This window comes from Desulfosporosinus fructosivorans, from assembly GCF_004766045.1.
GTDB lineage: Bacteria > Bacillota > Desulfitobacteriia > Desulfitobacteriales > Desulfitobacteriaceae > Desulfosporosinus > Desulfosporosinus fructosivorans.
Genome location: NZ_SPQQ01000025.1, coordinates 11,769 through 32,898, shown reverse-complemented (window position 1 = coordinate 32,898; position 21,130 = coordinate 11,769). Strand labels below are relative to the sequence as shown.

Sequence of the window (21,130 nt, the reverse complement as noted above, 5' to 3'; positions counted from 1 at the left end):
AACCTGTTTGATCTACAAATGCTTCTGCAGTAATGAGATGCAGTTGTATCGCCAAACGATTTGGTAATGTACCATCAGCAAATGCAAAAAGGGAACCATGTGAAAGGGCCATTCCAGAGATAGCTTAAGGCTAAGGTTAACAAACGCCAGAATTACCTCTCAAGTCAAAAAATATTGAAAGGTGGTGATGCGTATGTTTGTAACAAAGAAACACAACGCAACAGATAAATATGAAATATGAAATACAACTTTAATATATAGTTGAGTTAAATCGGAAAGAGGTTTTCAAAATGATGAAAAAAACTAAAACAACAACAATTGTAATAGCGACTGCTATTACCACACTATTATCGGCATCCGCTGCTTTTGCGAACACGACAAGCAGTAATACAGTAGATACTTCAGAGTTTTCACAAACACAATCATGTGAAGCATACAATTGGTCTAAAAGCCATTTAGATAGTCTTGTAACTTCAGGCTCACTTAACCAGGCTAAAGAGAACATTCAAAATGCGACCCCAAAGGTCAGCTTAGATAAAGCTCAATTCAATAAAGGACATCATTTCGGCCAACTTAAAACCGTTCTGAAGGGTCTAGTACAAGAGGGTACGATTACCCAGGATCAAGTTGACGCTATTAAAGAAGCAATTAAACCTTCTAAAGAAGCAACACCAGTAGATATGAAAACCGTCATGGACGGTCTAGTAAAAGCCGAAACAATCACCCAAGTCCAAGCTGACGCTATTCAAGGTGCAATTAAACCTGCAATAGAAGCAGTAGAAGGCGTAGAAGCTGTTGAAGCCGTAGAAGGCGTAGAAGCAGTAGAAGCCGCAGAAGCCGTACCAGCCGTAGAAGCCGTAGAAGCCGTAGAAGGCGTAGAAGCTGTTGAAGCCGTACCAGCCGTAGAAGCCGTAGAAGCCGTAGAAGCCGTAGAAGCAGTAGAAGCAGTAGAAGCAGTAGAAGCAGTAGAAGCAGTACCAGCAGTAGAAGCCGTAGAAGGCGTAGAAGCTGTTGAGGCAGTAGAAGCAGTAGAAGCTGTAGAAGCTGTAGATATTAAAACCGCGATGGTTGGTCTAGTGGAAGACGGTACAATTACCCAGGCTCAAGCAGACTCTATTCAAGTAGCAATTACACCTGTTGAAGAAGCTACACCAGAAAAAGTTGATCTTAAAACCGCGTTGACTAGCCTAGTGGAAGACGGTACAATTACCCAGGCTCAAGCAGACGCCATTCAAAGAGGTATGCAAAGTAAAGGCGAATTCAACAATGGCCATAAGGGCGAATTTAAGACTGATTTGAATAGTAATGTAAATGGCGAAACAAATACTGACGCTCAACAAGACGCCTTACAAGGCAATTAAAGTCTAAGGATGAGTTTGTAAAGTATTTTACCAAGCGCTATAAGGAAAAATGAGTAGGCCGTTGGAATGATACCGACGATCGGCTCCATAGGAACCAAAGACCCTGCGACTATTTGCAGGGTCTTTGGTTATGTCCAAAAGAGCTGCTCTTTTTTCAAAAATAGTAAATTATTCAGTACCTCTTATGCTATAATGACTGAATGGAAAATATCTACTCTATGGGTAAGAATGAGAATAGAGGAATATCATATGTTTCAATCACATATAGGACAAATTGCTGCTCTTGCAACGGCCTTATGTTGGACAATTAGTGCAGTTGCCTTTGAATCTGCAGGCAAAAAAGTTGGTTCGATATCGGTTAATTTAATAAGACTATTTATAGCACTTGCCCTAATATCTGTCTTTAATTTATTAACTCGGGGAATGTTGTTACCCTCAGATGCATCGGGCACTACTTGGTTATGGTTGTCTTTTTCGGGCTTGATTGGCTTTGTTATTGGAGATCTATTTTTATTCCAGGCTTTTGTGCAGGTAGGCGCACGTATATCGATGTTAATCATGTCCTCTGTTCCGCCGATTACGGCAATAATGGGTTTTATTCTGATGGGAGAAAAAATTACATTATTGGGTGCAATTGGAATGGTCATTACAGTTGGAGGGATTGCTCTTGTAATCCTTACCAAAAATCCAGGGGACAAGCTAGTTAAGTTGACGCATCCAGTAAAAGGACTGATATATGCCTTTATCGGGGCCTTAGGGCAAGCATTTGGTTTGGTTTTTAGTAAATATGGGATGGGTTCCTATAACCCTATCGCTGCAACTCAAATTAGAATTATTGCTGCTATTATCGGCTTTTCAATTGTAATTACGATCTCTAAAAACTGGGGGAATTTATATACAGCGCTAAAAGATCATAGGGCGATGAAACATATCACCATCGGCTCATTATTTGGGCCGTTCATCGGCGTATCACTTTCATTGTTTGCTGTTCAGCATGCACCGACTGGCATCGTATCGACAATCATGTCAATCACCCCTATATTGATTATTCCAATGTCAATTATCATACTTAAAGAAAAAGTATTTCCAAGAGAGATCTTTGGTGCCGTTATCTCTCTAATTGGCGTATCACTTCTATTTATATAAGTGATTATTCGTCTCCTTCTCTTGAGGGGGATTTCATTACAATAAAGTAAGGGCCTCAGCTTGTAGGTTAAGCTGAGGCCCTTTGTAACCTTGTCCAATCCCTTTGAATACAGTAGAAGAAGGAGGAAGAATTTATAAGAAAGTTTGTCTTGATCCAGGTCATGGTCATGGTGGTTATGAGCGCTAGCCAAGTTTCTTTAACCTATGTGACAATAGTAGGCATGTTCGCATACTTTAATTGTAGGAGAAGACACGAATACTATTCATCTTCGGCGTCGACGTACCTGAGAGGATGGCAAAAGTATGAATATAAAAGAGTTCGGTTTTAGTGCTTTTAGTGCAACTCTAGGAACCATCCTGTGCTCGTGTTTAGGAGGGTGGGACGCAAGTTTGAAGGTACTCATTGTTCTCATGGTTCTCGATTACGTGTCAGGGTTCCTAGGTGCAATTAAAAACAAACGGGTGAACAGTGAGATAATGTTCTGGGGAGGAATCCGAAAAGGTCTTATCCTTGCTGTTGTGGTTGTAGCGGTCCTGCTCGACGGAATGGTTGGTAACCCATATCCCATTCTCCGAACCTTGGCCATTTACTTTTACGTAGCGAGAGAAGGGATATCAGTAACGGAGAACTTGGGGATTCTCGGGGTACCCTTGCCACCGAGTGTAAGGAGAGTGCTCGTTCAACTGCAAAAGGAGGATGATAGGGACGAGGAATAAGAGAGTTACCATTTATAGGTTTAACAAAGTCTTCATACAAAATTCATGAAACGGTAACAAATATAGTTTAATATAAATATATCAGAACCAACCCCCGTTAATAGCGGTTAAAATAAAGCTTTGCTTCTCATTTCTCCTTTTCTTCTCTCCCCTCCTTGTGAGGGGAATTTTTTCTGTAAACCAAAAAACCTTAGCGTCGTGTTGAAGCTTTTTTGGTTTTAATCTAGGTATTATCCATTAATACTTGCTCAGTCATAGTGAAACACATGATTAAAATGGGAAATAGATCCACTTCATGTGATCGTGAAATGAGAGACAGAAAAGATGATGAAAAAAAGTGTATAATGTATAAAGTAATAATGTCCTAGACACATTTCTTCAAGGAAGCTATAATAAAAATACTTGTAAGATTGAGAGAGCAACGAGGCTCTAAAAGGCGTTTTGATAGCGCCTTTTAGAGCCTTGTCTTTTTATGCCCGTTGGAGGTAAACTTGCGGGTAAACAGGGAGGGAAAAGGATGACAACTTTAAGCGCGGGAGATATTTCTTTTGTAGTTACATGTACAATTCTAGTCTTTCTGATGACCCCTGGGTTGGCTTTGTTTTACGGAGGAATGGTTAGAAAACGTAATGTTCTTTCTATCATGATGCAGAGTTATGCTGCCATAGGGTTGGTGACGGTAATTTGGGTATTGTTTGGATATTCTTTAGCTTTTGGACCAGATCACGGACACTTAATTGGTAGCTTTGATTGGCTGGCACTAAGAGGGGTGGGCCTTGAGCCTAATCCTGATTATGCTCCAACTATTCCTCATTTGTTGTTCTTCTTGTTCCAACTGATGTTTGCAATTATTACACCAGCACTCATAAGTGGGGCAACTGCTGAAAGGTTACGCTTTCCAGCGTTCATATTGTTTGTGCTCTTTTGGAGTACACTCGTGTACATCCCACTAGCACATTGGGTTTGGGGCGTGGGTGGATGGCTGAGAAATCTCGGCGTATTGGATTTTGCTGGTGGTACTGTTGTAGAAATCGCTTCAGGTGTGTCAGGGTTAGTGGCGGCTTTGGTAGTAGGTAAACGGCTCAAGGCAGGATATGAGTGGAGCATCCCACATCATATGCCAAATGTCCTTTTTGGAGGCGGACTATTGTGGTTTGGATGGTTTGGGTTTAACGCAGGAGGCGCGATGGGTGCAAATGGTGTGGCAGTACTTGCCCTTGCTACAACCCAAATTGCTGGAGCAGCTGGAATGATCGGCTGGACCCTAGTTGAATGGCTCCATCGTCGCCAAATAACAGTTTTCGGTGCAGTTAGCGGAATGATATCCGCGCTTGTTGCAATCACACCTGCAGCAGGGTTTGTCTCAACTGGTAGTGCACTCCTTATTGGGTTTGTTGCCGGGGGCATTTGTTATTTAGCGATAAGCTTTCTTAAAGTTAAGCTGGGATATGACGATGCGTTGGATGTCTTTGGAATACACGGAATTGGAGGGACCTGGGGTACAATAGCTACAGGGCTTTTTGCGGATCTAAGTCTGAACCCTCAAGGCAAAAACGGTTTGATTAATGGAGGAGGAATTGAACCTGTTTTAGTTCAACTTCTGGCAGTGGTAGTCACTTATTTATTTGCGGGTGGGATGACTTTTTTCGTTTTAAAAGGAATAGCGTTGATCACTCCACTGAGGGCAACCGATGACGAGCAAGTTAATGGATTAGATTTGACTCAACATAGTGAAAATGCCTATCCTGATTTTGAATTTAATGAGACGGTTGGAATCTAAACTGCATCGTTGCCGTGTTCGCCCGTTCTGATACGGATCGTATTCGCTACATCAAAGACAAATATTTTACCGTCTCCAAATTTTCCTGTTTTAGCGGTATCGACGATTATTGTTATAACCTCATCGGCTATTTCGTCAGAAATTACAACCTCCAGTTTTACCTTCGGCAAAAGTCTAGTTACAATTTCCTGACCTCGGTAAATTTGAGTGTACCCTTTCTGATTACCGAAACCTAGAACATTAGAGACAGTCATCCCTTTTACACCTATGTTCGATAGGGCGTCCTTAACGGCATCTAATTTTTCTGGCCTAATAATGGCTTCAATTTTTTTCATGCTACCACCCTTTAATTTCTAAAAACTAATTATTACTTCTTTGATTCAGAAAAGAAGTAATAATATCTTCCTCTGAATCAAGTATAATCCTTTTTAGTATACCAGAAAGTTTCCCTTTCATGAACAATATAAAAGCAGAAACCGGGCTTATGCCCGGTTTTGAGGTGTTTTTTTCTTGAAAGGGGAATTTTTCCCTCTGTCTGATTTTCCTGTTTGCGCTTTATCCGTTGCTTTATTGGACATTTTATATACCTCCCTTTCGCTAGCTTGGATTATACGTTGTTTCTCCATCGCGACCATAATCTGTACGTCCGTCCTGATCGGCCTGGTGGCTATAGGGTAGTTCTTCACGTTTAGGAAAGGGCTTTTTACTCGGTTTAGGTTGATTCATAATTTTGCCTCCCTTAGGTTGGAATACCTTTAGGATACCCTACGAATAAATAATTATGTTGAAGAAACAAAAAAGGATCGCCTGTAGAGGCGATTCAAAAGAGAGGACAAAACTACATCAAAAAAACTAAAAGAACCTATACACATTATATGCTACAATTTGTCGAATGTAAATATATGTAAATATACATTTTATGGAATACTCTGTACTAAAATCTGTTAGAGATATACCGAGATTTCATATTGACATGATTTAAGACAAATGTTAGAATCAAACGTAATGAATTGAATATTATATGCTCTTATCCGGAGTGGTGGAGGGACTAGCCCAATGAAACCCGGCAACCAGCTTTGCACGTGATGATTATCATGGCTTGCTCAAAGCATGGTGCTAATTCTTGCAGGAGAGATTCTTCTGACAGATAAGAGGAGCGTCGATTATAAGCAATTTTGGCCTCTTCTATCTTAGAAGAGGTCTTTTCTGTATCATTCTTAGTCGTAGATGCAATGAAGTTGACACACAGAAGTGTTTAATGACAATCGGGAGGTGGGGACGTTCATGAGTGCTGAAAAGACGTACGCGGAGATCAATGCCAAGATTAAATCAGGTAAAGCAGTCGTCGTGACTGCGGAGGAACTCATCGCCTTGGTGGAGGAAAAGGGCCTCTCCAGAGCTGCTCAAGAAGTCGACGTGGTAACAACTGGAACCTTTGCGCCAATGTGTTCCTCAGGTGCCTTTTTAAGTTTAGGGCACACAACACCACGAATGAAAATGCAGAAGGTATGGCTTAACGGGGTATCCGCCTATACCGGCATAGCGGCAGTTGATGCCTATATTGGTGCGACTGAAATGCATGAGGACGACCCACTAAATAGCAATTATCCCGGTGAATTTAGGTACGGCGGGGGCCATGTCATTCATGACCTTGTCGCACGCAAACCTGTCAAACTTAAAGCGTTAGGATATGGTACAGATTGTTATCCTCGTCGAAATCTTGAAACCACCATTACCTTAGATGAGATCAATGAAGCAATTCTTTTTAATCCTCGAAATTGCTATCAGAACTACAATTGTGCGGTGAACCTGACCGATCGGACGATATACACCTATATGGGAATGATTAAACCTCATTTAGGAAACGCCAATTTTTCAACTTCCGGACAACTAAGCCCGCTCTTAAAGGATCCTCATTTTAAAACCATCGGGGTAGGCACAAAGATTTTTCTCGGTGGTGGGGTTGGATATGTCGCTTGGAACGGGACACAACATTTCCCGTCAATGTTGAACGTTGAAGGTAAAGAACAGGGGGCTGCAGGGGGGACACTTGCTGTCACAGGGGATCTGAAACAAATGAGCCCAAGATGGCTCGTAGGCACCAGTTATCTAGGATATGGTGCAACACTTAGTGTTGGGATTGGAATTCCTATCCCTATTCTCAATGAAGAAATCGCTCGGTATGCTGCCATGAAGGATGAAGAACTATTCGCCCCAATTGTGGACTATGGGGAAGCCTATCCTTCATTTACATCAGGTAATTTAGGGTATGTCAGTTATGCAGACCTAAAAAGTGGAAAGATACAGGTGAATGGCAAGGAAGTAACTACTGCTCCGTTGTCAAGTATGCCGCGAGCACGTGAGATCGCCTCAACCTTAAAGGGATGGATTCAAAAAGGCGAATTTCTCCTGACGGAACCGGTTAAAAATCTTTCCTCACCCGCTGACGGCTTCATCGCTCACAGTATAAAGGAGGCTTGATAATATGTCGCCTAAAAGAATCGTTTTGCGTTTCGGGACAGATATCTCGGTTAAACCGATTGTTTATCGTTTGGTGAAAGATTATGACTTGATAGTAAATATTGTGAAAGCAGACGTCAACCCTCAAAAAGAAGGAACGATGATCTTAGAGGTAATTGGGGATCAAAGCGAAGAAGGGCTAAACTATTTACGCAATCTAGGGGTTTCTGTTCAAGCCCTTAATCAAGAAATTGTGCGCAATGATGAAAAGTGTGTTATGTGCGGGGCTTGTACGGGTATTTGCCCTACCGGTGCTTTATATATGGAACGCCCGTCAATGGAAGTCCGTTTTGATGGTGACCAATGTGTTTTTTGTCAATTATGCGTGAAAGTTTGCCCAATGAGGGCCATGGAGGTTCGTTTGTAATTGGAGTTCACGGATCGTTTTTACAGGAGGGATCACCGTCAGGCTGATCTGGTGCATTTTCAGCTGGTCGTGAAGGAGACTGACTTGGATATTGGGGTTCGTAAAGATCGGTTTTCTCCCCAACTTGTTGCCTGGGTGGAAGAGACGATTCGGACTTGTCGCACGCCACTCGAAGACTACCTCCAGAGAGACCCAGGTTTTGTGAATGCCTTAACACCTTACACAGTATTACCAAATGCCCCTTTGATTGTTAAGACGATGGTAGAAGCTGGTCGTCTGGCTGGAGTGGGGCCAATGGCGGCGGTTGCAGGTGCCGTTTCAGAGGTTGTTGGAAAGGCTATTGCCAAACGATCGCGAGATGTAATTGTGGAAAATGGTGGAGATATCTTCATACGTACGAGTCGCATTCGCAGGATTGGAGTTTTTGCAGGGGAATCGCCGCTATCAAATCGAGTGGCGATTGAGATCCGCCCAGACGAAACTCCCCTTGGAATTTGTACTTCATCCGGTAAAGTAGGACATTCCTTGAGTTTTGGCAAGGCAGACGCAGTAGTTGTTCTCTCTCCCTCCGTGGCGTTAGCGGATGCAGTTGCAACAGCCTGTGGGAACCTTGTTCAGACGACGGACGATTTAGAAAGAGCCCTCAAATTTGCCTCAGAGATCACAGGGGTAAAGGGGATTTTAGTCATTAAAGACGATCGTTTGGCAGTTTGGGGAAGTGTGAAATTACTTCCTATGGAATCTAGTAGGGGCAGTTCATGAATTGCTCTACTAGATTGTAAGAACCTGGTAGAATCTTAAGAAGGGAAGGGGTAGCCTGTGATTGGCTCACCCCTTCCCTTTTAAATCTTTTATGAATTGCACCAATCCCTGCGGAATTCTTCATATATCTTTAAATATGGACAGAAAGAAACCTCCCCGTCGGGAGGTTTAAGTTTTTGCGCTAATGTCTTTAGTTTCTATATATAACTTGTACAACACAAATTTAGCACGAATTACGAAAAGAATCAAATGCCAGTTTTTGGAATAAGTTATGAATGGTTAAATTTGTGCTATTTTTATAGTTTGACCGATAGGATAAAGGGAACTCACTTCTTATGTCAGGAGTTCAGTTGAACATAACTAGGTCTAGCGCAACGTATCCGAACGGAGGGTTTTGAAATGGAAAAGAATCTATTGGGGTTATTCAGTAAACTATATAATGGAAATTTCCAAATAATAAGCAGAACCCAATCGGATTTTCCGGATGCGTGGCTTCAAATTGGAGGGAATTATCAAACTGACTGGAAATTTAAGAATAGGCCATTAGAGGGAAAACCTGTTTTGGAGATAAAAAATTCAACTGCCCCCAGAGCTGGAATCATCCAGACATCCGAGGCGTCTCTTGACATCCTTAAGGACGCAGATTGGCAGATCTTAATGGTTCTTAAAAGTGGTATGCCTGAACTGCAGGCCTATTTGCGTATTTATCCAGTTAGATCAAACGGTGAGGTATTGAAGCCGTGGGAATTTAGCTTTCGACCGGGATTGAGACAAGAGCAGTTTAAGCAAGCCATAAGTGTGGGTTCTGAGATTCGGTTTCTACGTTTAGAGACGGGAGTTTTGGGGCCTGGTGACTTATATATATATAAACTAATGGCGTATCCCTTGGCACCAATTCGTATGAAAAGGCGAGTAAAAAAAGTGAAGATGATTGAACCTATAAATCATATACAGACCATCGGAGAAATAATTAAGCCGATTCAACTTGCTATGCCGATTCCGTTAAAGATCCCGGTGACTGTCCAAGCTAATGTTAATGCGGATATTCGAAACCTCACACCGACTCGAGATAAGGTGCAAATTTTCGGGAGTAGTCAAGCTCCTTTAGCAACGTCTATTTGCGGACGGGCACAAGTGGAGATTAGCGGACATGGATTTCAGGAAAGTCTTGAAGATGTAACAGCTGACCAGACAATGTCCTCCACAACAACTCGTGATGTCTCTGCTTTGTCTCGTTTTTCTTTTGCAGTGTATAATTTCGGGACAGAGTCGGCACATGTGCAAGCAGAGCTTAGTCCTGACGGTGTTCATTGGGCGGGAGAGGGCAATCAATTAGAGGTGAGTCCCGGAAAACTTGTCATTATAATACCAGAAAAATTTCTGCGTTATACACGGTTATCTTATAAGGCGGAGGGTTTGACGACGTTGAGAATTTGGGTTCAAGCTCAAAATTAGGGGACTTGTGAGGGGACTTGTGTGACACCGCGCTCGTTGTTACGACGCGAGCAAACTAACCGTGTAAGCTCTTAAAGGAGGTGCGGGGTGCCTGCCAAATGCGCTGTCCTTGGCGCAATGGCAGCAACTCACATCCTTATTCGTTGCCCCGTATTTGAGGTCGCTTACACTGAAGTTTACTGAGCCGCTTACGTAAAGATGTCGCGCTCGTGTCACACTGCAGCTTTGGCTTTGGCTTGGGTATGGGTATGGGTATGGGCTTGGAACGGGGAACGTTTAGGTGTTTTTGGAGAGGGTTCTGGAGACGGTACATTTCATGTGCACCGTCTTGTCTTTAGGGCCGCTCTCAAAATGGGAGTTGTGAAAGTCGGGGGACGGTTCGTTTGATTCTATGTGCGATACTCCGTGTTTGCGGTCGGGAGCTTTAACGGAAGCCTGCTTGTGCTTATGTGTATCCCGAAGGAATGAAATTAGTCTATTGTCTAAATTGGTATAGGTAACAAATTACTGAATTTGAAAATAAGATATATGAAAAAGTAAATAAAACTTTATGAAGTTGGGTGCTTCACGGAGTAAGTTTCCTGTATGAAAGGGAGGTAAATGTAGCGGTGGCTGGTGTAATTAGTCTGAGTTTTTGTGGTGTTCTGTTTATAGTATTACTTATCATTCTCATGACGGTACGCACGGAATTTGGCAAGATCGATGAAAAGTATGGCAAACCGTATATGGCGAAATTAGTAAAAATGATTGGAGGTCACCCGGACTTAAAAAGAGGGTCGATAGCTATTTCCCTTCATCCAAAGAACGCAATAGCTTTTAATCGCAAGGTTTTTGTGTTTTCCCAGATCAGTTCTATCAAGATTATATCGCAGTTGCCTAAAGAATTAAAAATTGACAGAAATACAGCTATGAATACTGAGGGTGAAGAACAATATCTTTGCATTGAGGTTAGGGACGAATATGGTGAGAACGAAGTTATTTTTACCACAAAATCAGATTTTAAGGAAGTAGCAAACCAGTTGATACAAAGTTGGAACAAATATAACCTTCTAAGCTAGCTCCATATTCAACCCTCTATTGCGTTCACTATTATTATGTAAGATTTTGGATTTGGTAACAGCGAATGCCCGAAACACATACAGTGTAAAGGAAACAAAGTGAGGAAATAAATTGCTGAAAAGCTTGCACACCTTCGTGGATAATGACATAAATTGGAAGTGAGGGAGAGTGGAAAGGCCCGATCAGCGATATTCCTCAAAATCTTCTTTTAAAATTAGAAAGGTAGGTTAACAGAATGAAAAAAGACATTGATTCTTCGAGCTTAGCAGAAGTTGTGGACCGTATTTTAGACAAAGGCATCGTTATTGATGCATATGTGCGGGTATCTCTTGTGGGGATTGAACTTCTGGCCATCGATGCACGTGTAGTAATTGCGAGCGTTAATACTTGGCTGAGATATGCTGCAGCAGTTGGCTTAACAGAGCTTCATCACGATTTCTAAATTGGGTGAGGTATGTTAGGGAGGGGGAGAGACTCCCTCCCATTTATTTATTATGCAAAGGAGAAGAAATGATGAGTATAAATCTTTCCGAATTAGGGCGTGTGTTATGTCGGGAGTTCGACCAAAGGGAGCACGAATTGAAAACACTCCATTCGGAAATTCGGACAAAAGTGAAAAAGGATCGAGCAGAACTCTATAAGTTGAGTGATGTTGATCGTAATAATCAAATGAAGGCTCAGGAGCAAATTGTAGGAGACGCTAGTGGCTTACTAGATAAGTACAGAGTTGAAAGGGCGACCTTAGTGAAGGTACTGAAGGGTAATGAGGTCTCACAGATTGGTGAGATGAACACATGGGCTAGAGAGCGCGAAGAAGATTTGAAGGGCTGGTATAAAGCTGGAAGGTATATCTTGGGAAAGCCTGAAGAATCAAAGGGCGAGCATGAAAATGGAGGGTATATCTTGAGAAAGCGTATAGGGAGGTAAGGCAATTGCCAGATGCATTTATCGAAACAGCATATTTTAAGGACCTTACAAACCGCGCTTTGCTCTATCTTCAAGCCGGTTATGCCGTTCATTTCTGTGGGCCAGCTGGAACGGGGAAGACTGCTCTGGCAATGCATATCGCTGAGCTTTTGGGACGCCCGATAGTAACGCTCCAGGGTAATGACGAGTATAAACCCTCTGATTTGGTTGGAGGAAACTCAGGAATGCGCAGGAAGAAATTGCTGGATAACTATGTTCATTCCGTTTGGAAGGCTGAAGAATCTATGGATAGTGTTTGGTATGACGGAAGAATAACTCATGCCTGCAGAAATGGCCATACTTTTGTCTATGACGACTTCACTCGTTCCAAACCAGAAACCAATAATGTACTCTTATCTGTCTTACAAGAAAGGACTCTGGATTTATCAGCGATTCAAAAAGGTGAGATAAAGTTAACCGTTCATCCTGACTTTTCAGTAATTTTAACCAGTAATCCAGTTGAATACGCAGGGGTACACGTGCTTCAGGATGCCTTGAAAGACCGTGTTATCACTATAGCAATAAAAGGTTTAGACCGTGAATCTGAGGTGGCTATCGTTGCCAGCCGATCAGGTTTGCCCTGGCGCGAAGCGGCTAGAATTGTAGATGTCATTCGTGGTATTCGAGGAAATGATATTATTAAGGTCAGCATTCGTGCGGCAATCATGGTAGCCACGATCTTGGCGACAAAAGGATCAAAACCTGTCCGCTCAAACCCTTTATTCTACCAGATTTTAATGGATGTTATCGGGTCGGAAATTTCCTACGAGAACGATGGCGAAAGCAATTCATTGCTCTCTAAACGTATAGAATCGGAATTAGATAAGTATACCCCAGAGGATAGGAAGTGAAAATGATGCAACAGGTTCCACCTCTAAGGCCGAAGCTAATGAGACCGCCAATCCGAGATCATAAACCAAGCTTTTTCCAGATGCATGTGTACGATCAGGAACTTCATCGACTCGAGGCAGAGCAAGCGGAGATAGCTAAACGCGTAAGAGTGATTGAGGAAAGGGTAAAAGTCGTGCAAAAGGAGTTGCAAAAACTCGAACGGATACTCAAAAAACGTGTGACCAACCTACGTACTGATTTTTAAGCATTAAGGAATGGCTTTAGGAAAAAACTATTACTCGAACTTATGTCATGATTTCTGATCTCCATCATATATATGTGATAGGCAAGGTTAGGGAGGGGGTCAGATCATGGCATTGAGTAAGAGCGTAGAGTCAAGTAGTTTAGCGGAGGTCATTGACCGCATTCTTGACAAGGGAATTGTCATTGATGCTTTTGTCAGGATTTCATTGGTTGGAATCGAGCTCATCACCATTGAAGCGCGTATTGTGATCGCTTCAGTGGATACCTATTTAAAATACGCTTCCGCCATTGGGCTTACCCTAGCTGATTCTTCCTCAATAATGAGGAATTAAAGGAGGAGATGAAGCGTGGACATTCAACAATTAGTCAATGATGTAAAAACTTTCTTTCAAAGCGTCCTGGAAAAGGAGGCAAACGTCATCGGAGTAAGGCGGCGTGAAAACGGTTGGACGGTACATGTTGAAACGATCGAGGATTCGGACTACCAGCGACGCCGAGCACTAGATGACGTTGTGGGGATTTATGAGGTAGAAGTCAGTGGCACCCGTGAGATTTTAGGCTATAAGAGGATCAGTTTGCGTGAACGGGATGAAATTGGCCAAATAGATGGCGAAGATTTTTAAAGTCGTGTCGTAGCATGACTTTCTTTTTTAGGTGCTAATTTAGAAGGTTTAATGCCGGTCAAGTTTTCGTTACAAGGGGGGGGGAATTTGTATTATGGTTATGGAATTATTCGGGCAAACTCCATTCAAGTCGAAGCGTTGAAAGTTGGCCTTAACCAAGAGTCTCCCTGCCTTATTGTAGAAGGGGAACTTGGGATGATCTGCGCGAAGATTGAAGATGACTTGATGGCAAGTGCAACGAGAGAAAGTATGAGTCTCTACACGGAGGTATTATGTCAAGTCATAAAACACACAACGATAGTTCCTTTGCGTTTTGGAACCTTATTCGATAAAGAAGAGGAAATCCACGAGGTTCTTAAAAAAGATAAAAAACAATATTTGAGGTTTCTCGCCAACCTAGATAACAAAATAGAAGTCGAACTTAAGGTTTGGTGGAAAAAGGAGAGCTTCCAAGAAACTATGATGAAGAACAAACGCTTAGGGCGCTGGAAAAAAGCGCTTGAGCGAGGGGAAGGTCAGGGTTACGATGTAGTAGAGTTTGGCAAAGCAATTATGGAAGTTGCGGATTATGAGCGAAAACAAATCGAAAAGTCCTTTCTCGCAATGCTTCGCCCTTTAGCCACCGAGTGGGTGGTTAAAGATCCCATGGATGAGTTCCAAGCCTTTGATGGAGTATATTTAGTTGAACGTCAGAAAGAAGCGGACTTTGATCAAGCGGTTGGAATTCTTTATGAAAAGTACTCGGCAACTATGATTTTTAAATATACAGGCCCTTGGGCGCCGCATCACTTTGTTAATTAGAAATAAAGCCTAAATTATTTCTGACCTGGAGGATGGATAAGGTATGTTTAGATTTCCGATTTGGGCAATCAAACAAGTTATTGAGCATGCCGAAGCAGAATACTATAGTCCTGAAGCAATACGGCGAGAACTCAGCCAGCGGCAGTATATGTTGGAAACTAAAGAAATTACACTAGCGGAATATCGCGAACACGAACAACGGCTTTTTGCACGACTGATGGCAGGTCAGGAAAGAGGGATTGAAGAATGAAGTGGTCCCTTGAAGGATTGGAACAGAGAGTAGAAAGGCTTGTTAGTCAGTGTGAAGATAAGGTTATCCAGGAACTTGAACAAGACATTATGACGCGCTTGAGAGCGAAAGGTGAAGCTGTCATCCAGTGCCTTTTTCAGGAGCAGTCTTATCTAGTGGTTTCCACAACAGAGCATCCAGAAGTCTCAGTGGAAAAAGAGGACACTGCGCCTCAAGCTCTAATCAGTGAGGTCAATAATACTTGTCAACTTAGCAAGGTGTGTGATTTCAGTAGAGCTGATCCCACACCATTTACTGATGAAGAGGTTTTGTACGCCTTTGGCATTATTAAAACAAATCAGTATATTGTTGACTTACCTGGCATGGAGGACAGACCATGTCGTATTGTGGAAAATGGAAACCTGGGTATGCTTGTCTGCCCAGTCCCTAAAAAAGAGTACAATGAAGAGTCCCTCCATCTCCATATGGAGGATATGGCCTGGGTAGAGAATCATGCGCGGCGTCACGAAGAAACCCTAATGAAAACAATTGAGGGCAGGTCGATCATTCCCCTGCCGTTTTGCACAATCTTCACTGACGAGGAAAATATCAGAAGACAATTAGCCCAGAATGCAGAGGACATACAAGAGGATTTACGAAGGTTAGAAAACCAGCATGAGATTCATGTTAAGCTTTTTGTCAATCGTATACAACTTTTAGAAAAGCTGCATGAAGATCAACCGTATATTGGTGTGCAAAGCGGAGGGGGGTATTTTCAGAAACGCCAATGGGAGAAAAAGATAGAGGAAGAAATGGAACGAGTCATGAATGACTATGGCGAATCACTTTACCAAGATCTAAACAATATTGCTACGGAAGTAATACTCTTAGATAAGTCGGGAGTTGTTGTATCGGAGGGACAACATGTTGTTTTTGCGGTACAGTGTTTGATGCCCAAAGAATACCGTGAAGAATGGAATAAAAAGCTTGGAGAATTTGACGAATTGGTTGATCCGTTAGGGTTCAATTTAGAGGTATCTGGTCCTTGGCCCCCCTATCATTTTTCAAGGTTAACGAATGAGGAGGAAACTGCGGGTGGGTGATATTGCAAATTCGAAACAAGTTACGCTCCTTGAAGTGGTGGAGAAGTTGCTTGATAAGGGAGTCGTTATCTCCGGCGATCTTATCCTCAGCTGTGGCAATGTAGATTTAGTGTATCTGAATTTGAAAATCGTCCTCACCTCGGTACAGACAATGCTCGAAGGAAATACCTTAAAGAAGGACGTGACTCTATGAAACGGCCCTATCTTTTAGGTTTTATACGTAATGGTACGAATCTGCCTAGCGAACCGCCGTTTTCAATAACAATGGCAACGGTGGGTTCGCACAGTGTAATTTGGTGCAAGTCTCCAAAGGAAATATTTACGACGAAACAGGACTTTCTATCAGCTATGTTGCAGTGGTTTGAAGAAATCCGCAGCCTTCAGTTAACGGTGCTACCGATACAGTCTGGAGTGAGTGCTTCAAGTGAGGTGCATTTGGTTGAACTTTTACAGACGTATAAACGAGAATTGGATCTCTGTTTTGACAAAGTGGAAGGGTGCTCGGAGTATTGCTTGACTATTCCACAAAGAAATCAGGAGTTCGTTCATGTAGCATATGCAGCGTTGAGGGAAAACGTACAAAACGGAAAAGAATATCTAGATCGAATGAGGGTTTGGCATCAACTTATAGAAAGGGAAGTGGCGAAGGCCCGTGAGGTCATTACGCATTTTAGTTCACGGTTAACCCCGTGGATAAAGGATTGTTGGTCGGAGTCTCCTCAAACTCGAGGAGCGGGAATAAATATGGGGTTTTTAGTAGCTAATACCTTTAAACAAGAGTTCATCAATGAATTAAAAATCCTTTTGGATGAAGTAGATTTTACGGGTGAATGGACTGGTCCGTGGCCACCGTTTCATTTTAGTTCATTTTCACTAAAGCCAGAGTATTTTCTTCTTCACGAGTCTTTGAATTGGGGGTAGGAGGGTTATCTGATGATTGAGGATGACGATTCCGGTGTAAAGATTGCCGAGCAGATTATTGGTTTTGAAGAGCAAAGCAACGTAAGCCGTGTTAACACCAATCAAGAGAATGCAGATCAGGGGCTTGCAAAACTTGTACTTACTTTGGTGGAATTATTAAGAAGAGTAATGGAGCATGAAGCTTTGCGAAGGATTGATGGTGGGACATTATCGGAAATTGAAATAGAAGAAATGGGAGAAACCTTCTTAAAATTGGATAATAAAATGATTGAAATGCGTGAGATATTTGGACTAAAAGAGGAAGATTTAAACCTTGATCTTGGGCCTTTGGGGAATCTTATGTAGGGAGGGGGAGGAGCGTGGCAATTCAACATTCCAATAACAGTACTGGTTTGGGAGATCTCTTAGAACGAATTTTAGACAAGGGGATCGTGATCGCTGGAGACATAAAAATTTCATTGGCCGATGTTGAACTATTGAACATTAAGATTCGCCTGCTTGTGGCATCCGTGGATAAAGCTAGGGAAATGGGGATTGACTGGTGGGTGCATGATCCTTATCTGTCGTCACGCGCGAGGGTACCTGAACAACAAGCTATTACTGGAAACGCAGAACCAGAACCAAAAGCAAAAGCGGTTAATATTCAACCGGATGAGGTCTTTGAAGATAGCTCAAAAGTTCTAGAAAAGAAAGAACCGATTCTGAAAAGGCCTAAATATCGAAATTGATATAGCAAGTTACAAGGAGGGTGAAAGCCGTTCTTGTTTTTTATTGGAAGAGGTGATTTTTAATCACCCTTGTCCAATTTAGGACATAGGATATCGTAGGACAAGGAGAAGGAGGGAAACACGTGAAAAAGGATGTCGATTCCTCAAGCTTAGCGGAGGTTGTTGACCGTATTCTAGAAAAAGGGGTAATTATTGACGGGTATGTAAGGGTCTCCCTAGTAGGCATTGAACTTTTAACGGTCGATCTGCGTATCGTGATTGCCAGTATCAATAGCTTTTTGAGATATGCCTGCGCAGTGGGGCTAACTACCGAGTATCATGGTGACCTGTTTTAACAAAAAGGGAGGGAGAAATCCGAGGCCACTGAAAAAACAAATTGAATCCAATTTAGAACCGGAATTACGGAAGAAGCGAGTAATTCAGGTTCTTTTTTTGAAATAATTAGAGCAATAACATAAGCGGGTGATTTAGATAATAAAAAAGCAAATGAGCATGGTTCTTAGTCCATATGCGGGCATGTACGAGCTGGCCATACCAAAAGATAATTTATTGCGACAGATGAATGAATTGGTAGACTTCAATTTCATTTATGACGAGTTAGTTAACGTCTATTGTCAAAATAATGGACGAGGTGCGATAGATCCCGTACGGATGTTTAAATATCTATTGCTAAAAAGCATTTTCGACATCTCAGATGTTGATGTAGTTGAACGATCTAAATATGATATGTCGTTTAAGTGTTTTTTGGAGATGACGCTAGAAGAAGGAGTTATCGATGCAAGCTCACTAACTTAATTTAGAAAGTTGCGCCTAAAAGATTCAAACTTTCTTGACTTATTAATTAATAAAATAGTGGAAATCACTCTGGAGCAAGGCGTAATAAAAAGCAAATCCATCATTGTAGATTCCACCCATACAAAGGCGAGGTACAATCAAAAATCGCCGCGTGAGAATCTAGTAGAATATTCAAAGAGGCTGCGCAAAGCGCTCTATGCCATAGATGAAACGATGAAAGAGCAATTCCCGGCAAAGGTTAATAATGGACTACTGGAAGATGAGCTGGTATGTTGCCAAAAGCTAATAACGATCATAGAAAATGAAGAAATTATTTCGGGCTATCCAGCTGTGAAAGAAAAATTGAATATGCTAAAAGAGCTAGTTGATGATGACCTTGAACAATTGGCCTTGGCCTTATTATCAAAGGATTCTGACGCGAAAGTTGGTCATAAGACCGCAGATACTTCATTTTTTGGATATAAAACACATATTGCAATGACTGAAGAACGGATTATAACCGCAGCTACGGTTACATCGGGAGAAAAACACGATGGCAAGCAACTCCAGGAGTTGGTGGAGAAAAGTGAAGAGGCAGCTATTGAGGTAAGGAATATAATAGGCGATACGGCTTATTCAGAAAAAGACAATATTGGTTATGCAAAAGAAAACAACATTTGCTTGGTCTCTAAACTAAGCAAAAGCGTAACACACCTTCAGGCGGGCCGCATAAATCCAAATACTTTTGAATTTAATAAGGATGCAGAGATGTATGTCTGTTAGGCTGGGTACATGAGCTTCAAAAAAACAAGTAGCTCTCCCAAAAAGCATGCAAAAGATAGTACGGGAACCATTGAATCCTACTTTTTCGATGTGGAAAAATGTAAAGGCTGCCACTTGAAGGTGGGGTGCTACAAAGAAGGGTCAAAAACAAAATCTTATTCTGTAACCATAAAGCACCATATGCATGAGGAACAGGCTGCATTTCAAGAAAGTGAGTACTTTAAGGAAAATCCAAGGAACGCTACAAGATAGAGGTTAAAAATAGCGAACAAAAGCATAGACATAGGTATGATGTTGCATCTGCCTCAGGTCTCTTTGGTATGTGTTTACAAGGGGCAACCACAATATTTGCGGTTAATCTGAAGAGGATAATAACCTTGATGAGAGAAAAATAGAAAATATTATCGGTAAATTATATTAACATAAGTTAAAGAAGAACCCGTAGTTGAACAATTTGCAACCAAATTGTCTCAACAACGGGTTCTTCTTATTGCTGAGGGTTAAATACCCCTAGGTGTTTGAAAAACTAAAACTTTTTCAGTGGTCTCGAGAAATCCTTTTGTTAAAACAGGAAGCTTTTCACTCACCCTTGTCCTCTATTGGACATAAGCTAAAGTATGACAAAGAAAGGAGGGGAAACGCATGAAAAAGGATGTCGATTCCTCAAGCTTAGCAGAAGTTGTTGATCGTATTTTAGAGAAAGGGATAGTTATAGACGGCTATGTGAGGGTTTCCTTAGTCGGCATAGAACTTTTGACAGTCGATCTGCGTATCGTGATTGCCAGTGTCAATACCTTCTTAAGATATGCCTGCGCAGTCGGGTTAACTGCTGAACACCACGGCGATTTGTATTAACAAGTGGGGAGGGAGAAATCCCTCTCTTCATTCATGGTGCAGCTGAGACAGAATAACAATTGAATTCAAGACTCACCCCATTGCCGTTATGTAAGCCTCTAAGGTAATCTCTGCAACTTTGGACCAGGGATAATATTCGTGTATGTGGTGCATTAAGGGCAGGGGAGAGGCATTAAAGGATTGTTCAAGGGCAGTACGTAAGCTTAGGTCATCTTGTGGGTGGACATAAAGGGCCATATCTTGGAAATACTCCTTAGGACTTCCTTGGTCTGTAGATATTACGACGGTACCGCACGCTCCAGCTTCTATGCTCGATAAGCCTGGAGTTTCAAACCAGCTTGGGAGGGCATGAGCAACAGCTGCTGAATAAGCAGAAGCAAGAAGATCTCCCTGCAAAGTCCCAATATGGAGGACGTTCGAAAAGGACGTCACACTCTCATAATACGTTTGGTCGTTAACCGGTCCTAGAAGAACCAAAGATACTCCTAGTTCATGTGAGATTTTAGCTAGCCAATGCTGGTTTTTGCGCGATGAAATTCTAGCCGCGCAGAGAATGAATTCTTTGGGAATATGGGGAAATTGGTTTCGAAAAAGGTCTGGGGTCGTACCAATGAAGGAATCTGGAAATCCATTTGGTACAACCTGATAAGGCGCCATCTTCAGGAAATCTTGATGAAGAACATCCATCTCGATCTGGCTATTGGGGAGTAGTAGAGTGCTTTGGCTCAACAAGCGGGCTCGCATAGGCTGCATGTGTTTCCAGACAGAGAGTGCATTGGGACTAGCCCCTTCACGCCTGAAGTAAGCGTTAGGTGGCCAATAAATAGGAGAGAGGACTACCATTTTTTTTTGCTTTTGGGCATTAAGAAAAAACAAGTAACTTTCTTTAATTCGAGTAATATTAAAAATATGAACAAAGTCATAAGGTGATAAATCAATGTTCGGATCAGTTGATATGTTCACTTCAACGCCAAGGTTTTTAAGTTCTTGACCGGTCGAAACCATCTGGACAGTATCGCCCGCAGGGTTTTTCATAAAGTCCGGGCGAGCTTGGAAAAGTACTTTCATTGAGACTCCTCCCCTAT

Annotated in this window: 28 protein-coding genes, 1 pseudogene and 1 riboswitch; of the genes and pseudogenes, 26 read left to right on the top strand and 3 right to left on the bottom strand. The window is 42.0% G+C overall.

Annotation, left to right across the window (positions count from 1 at the left end; translation table 11 throughout):
- Positions 1-290: 290 nt before the first annotated feature.
- The 4 genes from E4K67_RS29990 (at position 291) to E4K67_RS28300 (ending at position 5,004) form a co-directional block, all read left to right on the top strand.
- Positions 291-1,361, top strand: a complete 1,071-nt coding sequence (locus tag E4K67_RS29990; protein WP_158408605.1) for a hypothetical protein — start codon at positions 291-293, stop codon at positions 1,359-1,361.
- Between the two features lie 249 nt (positions 1,362-1,610).
- Positions 1,611-2,507: a DMT family transporter gene (locus tag E4K67_RS28310; RefSeq protein ID WP_135552896.1), complete on the top strand. Its 897-nt coding sequence runs from the start codon at positions 1,611-1,613 to the stop codon at positions 2,505-2,507.
- Positions 2,508-2,810: 303 nt separating this feature from the next.
- On the top strand, positions 2,811-3,224 hold the full coding sequence (locus E4K67_RS28305) for a phage holin family protein (protein WP_135552894.1): 414 nt from the start codon (positions 2,811-2,813) through the stop codon (positions 3,222-3,224).
- Between the two features lie 517 nt (positions 3,225-3,741).
- Positions 3,742-5,004 carry an ammonium transporter gene (locus tag E4K67_RS28300; protein ID WP_135552892.1) on the top strand — a complete coding sequence of 421 codons (1,263 nt, stop codon included), beginning with the start codon at positions 3,742-3,744 and terminating at the stop codon, positions 5,002-5,004.
- On the opposite strand, the gene E4K67_RS28295 is transcribed toward E4K67_RS28300, so the two are convergent.
- Positions 5,001-5,339 (bottom strand): P-II family nitrogen regulator, encoded by a 339-nt coding sequence (locus E4K67_RS28295; protein WP_135552890.1) that lies wholly within the window; start codon positions 5,337-5,339, stop codon positions 5,001-5,003. The two genes, E4K67_RS28300 and E4K67_RS28295, sit on opposite strands and share 4 nt — an antisense overlap.
- Before the next feature lie 262 nt (positions 5,340-5,601).
- Positions 5,602-5,730 (bottom strand): hypothetical protein, encoded by a 129-nt coding sequence (locus E4K67_RS31245; RefSeq protein ID WP_274594921.1) that lies wholly within the window; start codon positions 5,728-5,730, stop codon positions 5,602-5,604.
- A gap of 298 nt (positions 5,731-6,028) precedes the next feature.
- Positions 6,029-6,158: riboswitch (SAM riboswitch) on the top strand.
- A gap of 130 nt (positions 6,159-6,288) precedes the next feature.
- Here E4K67_RS31245 and E4K67_RS28290 point away from each other — a divergent pair.
- From E4K67_RS28290 to gvpJ (E4K67_RS28185), 22 genes and pseudogenes are all read left to right on the top strand, one after another.
- Positions 6,289-7,485: a homocysteine biosynthesis protein gene (locus E4K67_RS28290; protein ID WP_135552888.1), complete on the top strand. Its 1,197-nt coding sequence runs from the start codon at positions 6,289-6,291 to the stop codon at positions 7,483-7,485.
- Positions 7,486-7,489: 4 nt separating this feature from the next.
- On the top strand, positions 7,490-7,891 hold the full coding sequence (locus tag E4K67_RS28285) for an NIL domain-containing protein (protein WP_135552886.1): 402 nt from the start codon (positions 7,490-7,492) through the stop codon (positions 7,889-7,891).
- A complete protein-coding gene (locus E4K67_RS28280; protein WP_135552884.1) occupies positions 7,892-8,653 on the top strand; it encodes a UPF0280 family protein in 762 nt (253 codons plus the stop codon).
- 399 nt (positions 8,654-9,052) lie between these two features.
- Positions 9,053-10,108, top strand: a complete 1,056-nt coding sequence (locus E4K67_RS28275) for a DUF6385 domain-containing protein (protein WP_135552882.1) — start codon at positions 9,053-9,055, stop codon at positions 10,106-10,108.
- A gap of 231 nt (positions 10,109-10,339) precedes the next feature.
- Positions 10,340-10,495: a hypothetical protein gene (locus E4K67_RS28270; RefSeq protein WP_206752234.1), complete on the top strand. Its 156-nt coding sequence runs from the start codon at positions 10,340-10,342 to the stop codon at positions 10,493-10,495.
- Positions 10,496-10,716: 221 nt separating this feature from the next.
- Positions 10,717-11,166 carry a hypothetical protein gene (locus E4K67_RS28265; protein ID WP_135552879.1) on the top strand — a complete coding sequence of 150 codons (450 nt, stop codon included), beginning with the start codon at positions 10,717-10,719 and terminating at the stop codon, positions 11,164-11,166.
- 236 nt (positions 11,167-11,402) lie between these two features.
- The gene (gene gvpJ / locus E4K67_RS28260; protein ID WP_034140498.1) at positions 11,403-11,609 is read left to right on the top strand and encodes a gas vesicle protein GvpJ; all 207 of its coding nucleotides are present in this window, start codon (positions 11,403-11,405) and stop codon (positions 11,607-11,609) included.
- A gap of 68 nt (positions 11,610-11,677) precedes the next feature.
- Positions 11,678-12,094 carry a hypothetical protein gene (locus E4K67_RS28255; protein ID WP_135552877.1) on the top strand — a complete coding sequence of 139 codons (417 nt, stop codon included), beginning with the start codon at positions 11,678-11,680 and terminating at the stop codon, positions 12,092-12,094.
- 5 nt (positions 12,095-12,099) lie between these two features.
- Positions 12,100-12,984 carry a gas vesicle protein GvpN gene (gvpN, locus tag E4K67_RS28250; protein WP_135552875.1) on the top strand — a complete coding sequence of 295 codons (885 nt, stop codon included), beginning with the start codon at positions 12,100-12,102 and terminating at the stop codon, positions 12,982-12,984.
- A gap of 2 nt (positions 12,985-12,986) precedes the next feature.
- Complete coding sequence (locus E4K67_RS28245; RefSeq protein ID WP_135552873.1) at positions 12,987-13,229, top strand: hypothetical protein; 243 nt, start codon at positions 12,987-12,989, stop codon at positions 13,227-13,229.
- Positions 13,230-13,335: 106 nt separating this feature from the next.
- Positions 13,336-13,560 (top strand): gas vesicle protein GvpJ, encoded by a 225-nt coding sequence (gene gvpJ / locus E4K67_RS28240; protein ID WP_135552872.1) that lies wholly within the window; start codon positions 13,336-13,338, stop codon positions 13,558-13,560.
- A gap of 15 nt (positions 13,561-13,575) precedes the next feature.
- Complete coding sequence (gvpO, locus tag E4K67_RS28235; protein WP_135552869.1) at positions 13,576-13,851, top strand: gas vesicle protein GvpO; 276 nt, start codon at positions 13,576-13,578, stop codon at positions 13,849-13,851.
- An 87-nt stretch (positions 13,852-13,938) separates the two neighbouring features.
- Positions 13,939-14,652, top strand: coding sequence for a GvpL/GvpF family gas vesicle protein (locus E4K67_RS28230; RefSeq protein ID WP_158408603.1), 714 nt, complete (start codon positions 13,939-13,941; stop codon positions 14,650-14,652).
- A gap of 43 nt (positions 14,653-14,695) precedes the next feature.
- Positions 14,696-14,902, top strand: a complete 207-nt coding sequence (locus E4K67_RS28225) for a gas vesicle protein GvpG (protein ID WP_135552865.1) — start codon at positions 14,696-14,698, stop codon at positions 14,900-14,902.
- A complete protein-coding gene (locus E4K67_RS28220) occupies positions 14,899-15,984 on the top strand; it encodes a GvpL/GvpF family gas vesicle protein (RefSeq protein ID WP_135552863.1) in 1,086 nt (361 codons plus the stop codon). Before E4K67_RS28225 ends, E4K67_RS28220 begins: the two co-directional genes overlap by 4 nt.
- Entirely contained in the window at positions 15,977-16,177 is a 201-nt protein-coding gene (locus E4K67_RS28215) for a gas vesicle protein (RefSeq protein WP_199242678.1), read from the top strand. The genes E4K67_RS28220 and E4K67_RS28215 overlap by 8 nt, the downstream gene beginning before the upstream one ends.
- The gene (locus E4K67_RS28210) at positions 16,174-16,905 is read left to right on the top strand and encodes a GvpL/GvpF family gas vesicle protein (RefSeq protein WP_135552859.1); all 732 of its coding nucleotides are present in this window, start codon (positions 16,174-16,176) and stop codon (positions 16,903-16,905) included. Before E4K67_RS28215 ends, E4K67_RS28210 begins: the two co-directional genes overlap by 4 nt.
- A 12-nt stretch (positions 16,906-16,917) precedes the next feature.
- Positions 16,918-17,250, top strand: a complete 333-nt coding sequence (locus tag E4K67_RS28205; RefSeq protein WP_135552857.1) for a gas vesicle protein K — start codon at positions 16,918-16,920, stop codon at positions 17,248-17,250.
- A 14-nt stretch (positions 17,251-17,264) separates the two neighbouring features.
- The gene (locus tag E4K67_RS28200; protein WP_243454672.1) at positions 17,265-17,633 is read left to right on the top strand and encodes a gas vesicle protein; all 369 of its coding nucleotides are present in this window, start codon (positions 17,265-17,267) and stop codon (positions 17,631-17,633) included.
- 122 nt (positions 17,634-17,755) lie between these two features.
- Positions 17,756-17,968, top strand: coding sequence for a gas vesicle structural protein GvpA (gene gvpA / locus E4K67_RS28195; RefSeq protein ID WP_135552856.1), 213 nt, complete (start codon positions 17,756-17,758; stop codon positions 17,966-17,968).
- Between the two features lie 136 nt (positions 17,969-18,104).
- Positions 18,105-19,585: pseudogene (locus E4K67_RS28190) on the top strand (IS1182 family transposase).
- A 247-nt stretch (positions 19,586-19,832) separates the two neighbouring features.
- Positions 19,833-20,045 carry a gas vesicle protein GvpJ gene (gvpJ, locus tag E4K67_RS28185; RefSeq protein ID WP_135552854.1) on the top strand — a complete coding sequence of 71 codons (213 nt, stop codon included), beginning with the start codon at positions 19,833-19,835 and terminating at the stop codon, positions 20,043-20,045.
- Positions 20,046-20,117: 72 nt separating this feature from the next.
- On the opposite strand, the gene E4K67_RS28180 is transcribed toward gvpJ (E4K67_RS28185), so the two are convergent.
- On the bottom strand, positions 20,118-21,113 hold the full coding sequence (locus tag E4K67_RS28180; protein WP_135552852.1) for a glycosyltransferase family 4 protein: 996 nt from the start codon (positions 21,111-21,113) through the stop codon (positions 20,118-20,120).
- Positions 21,114-21,130 lie beyond the last annotated feature (17 nt).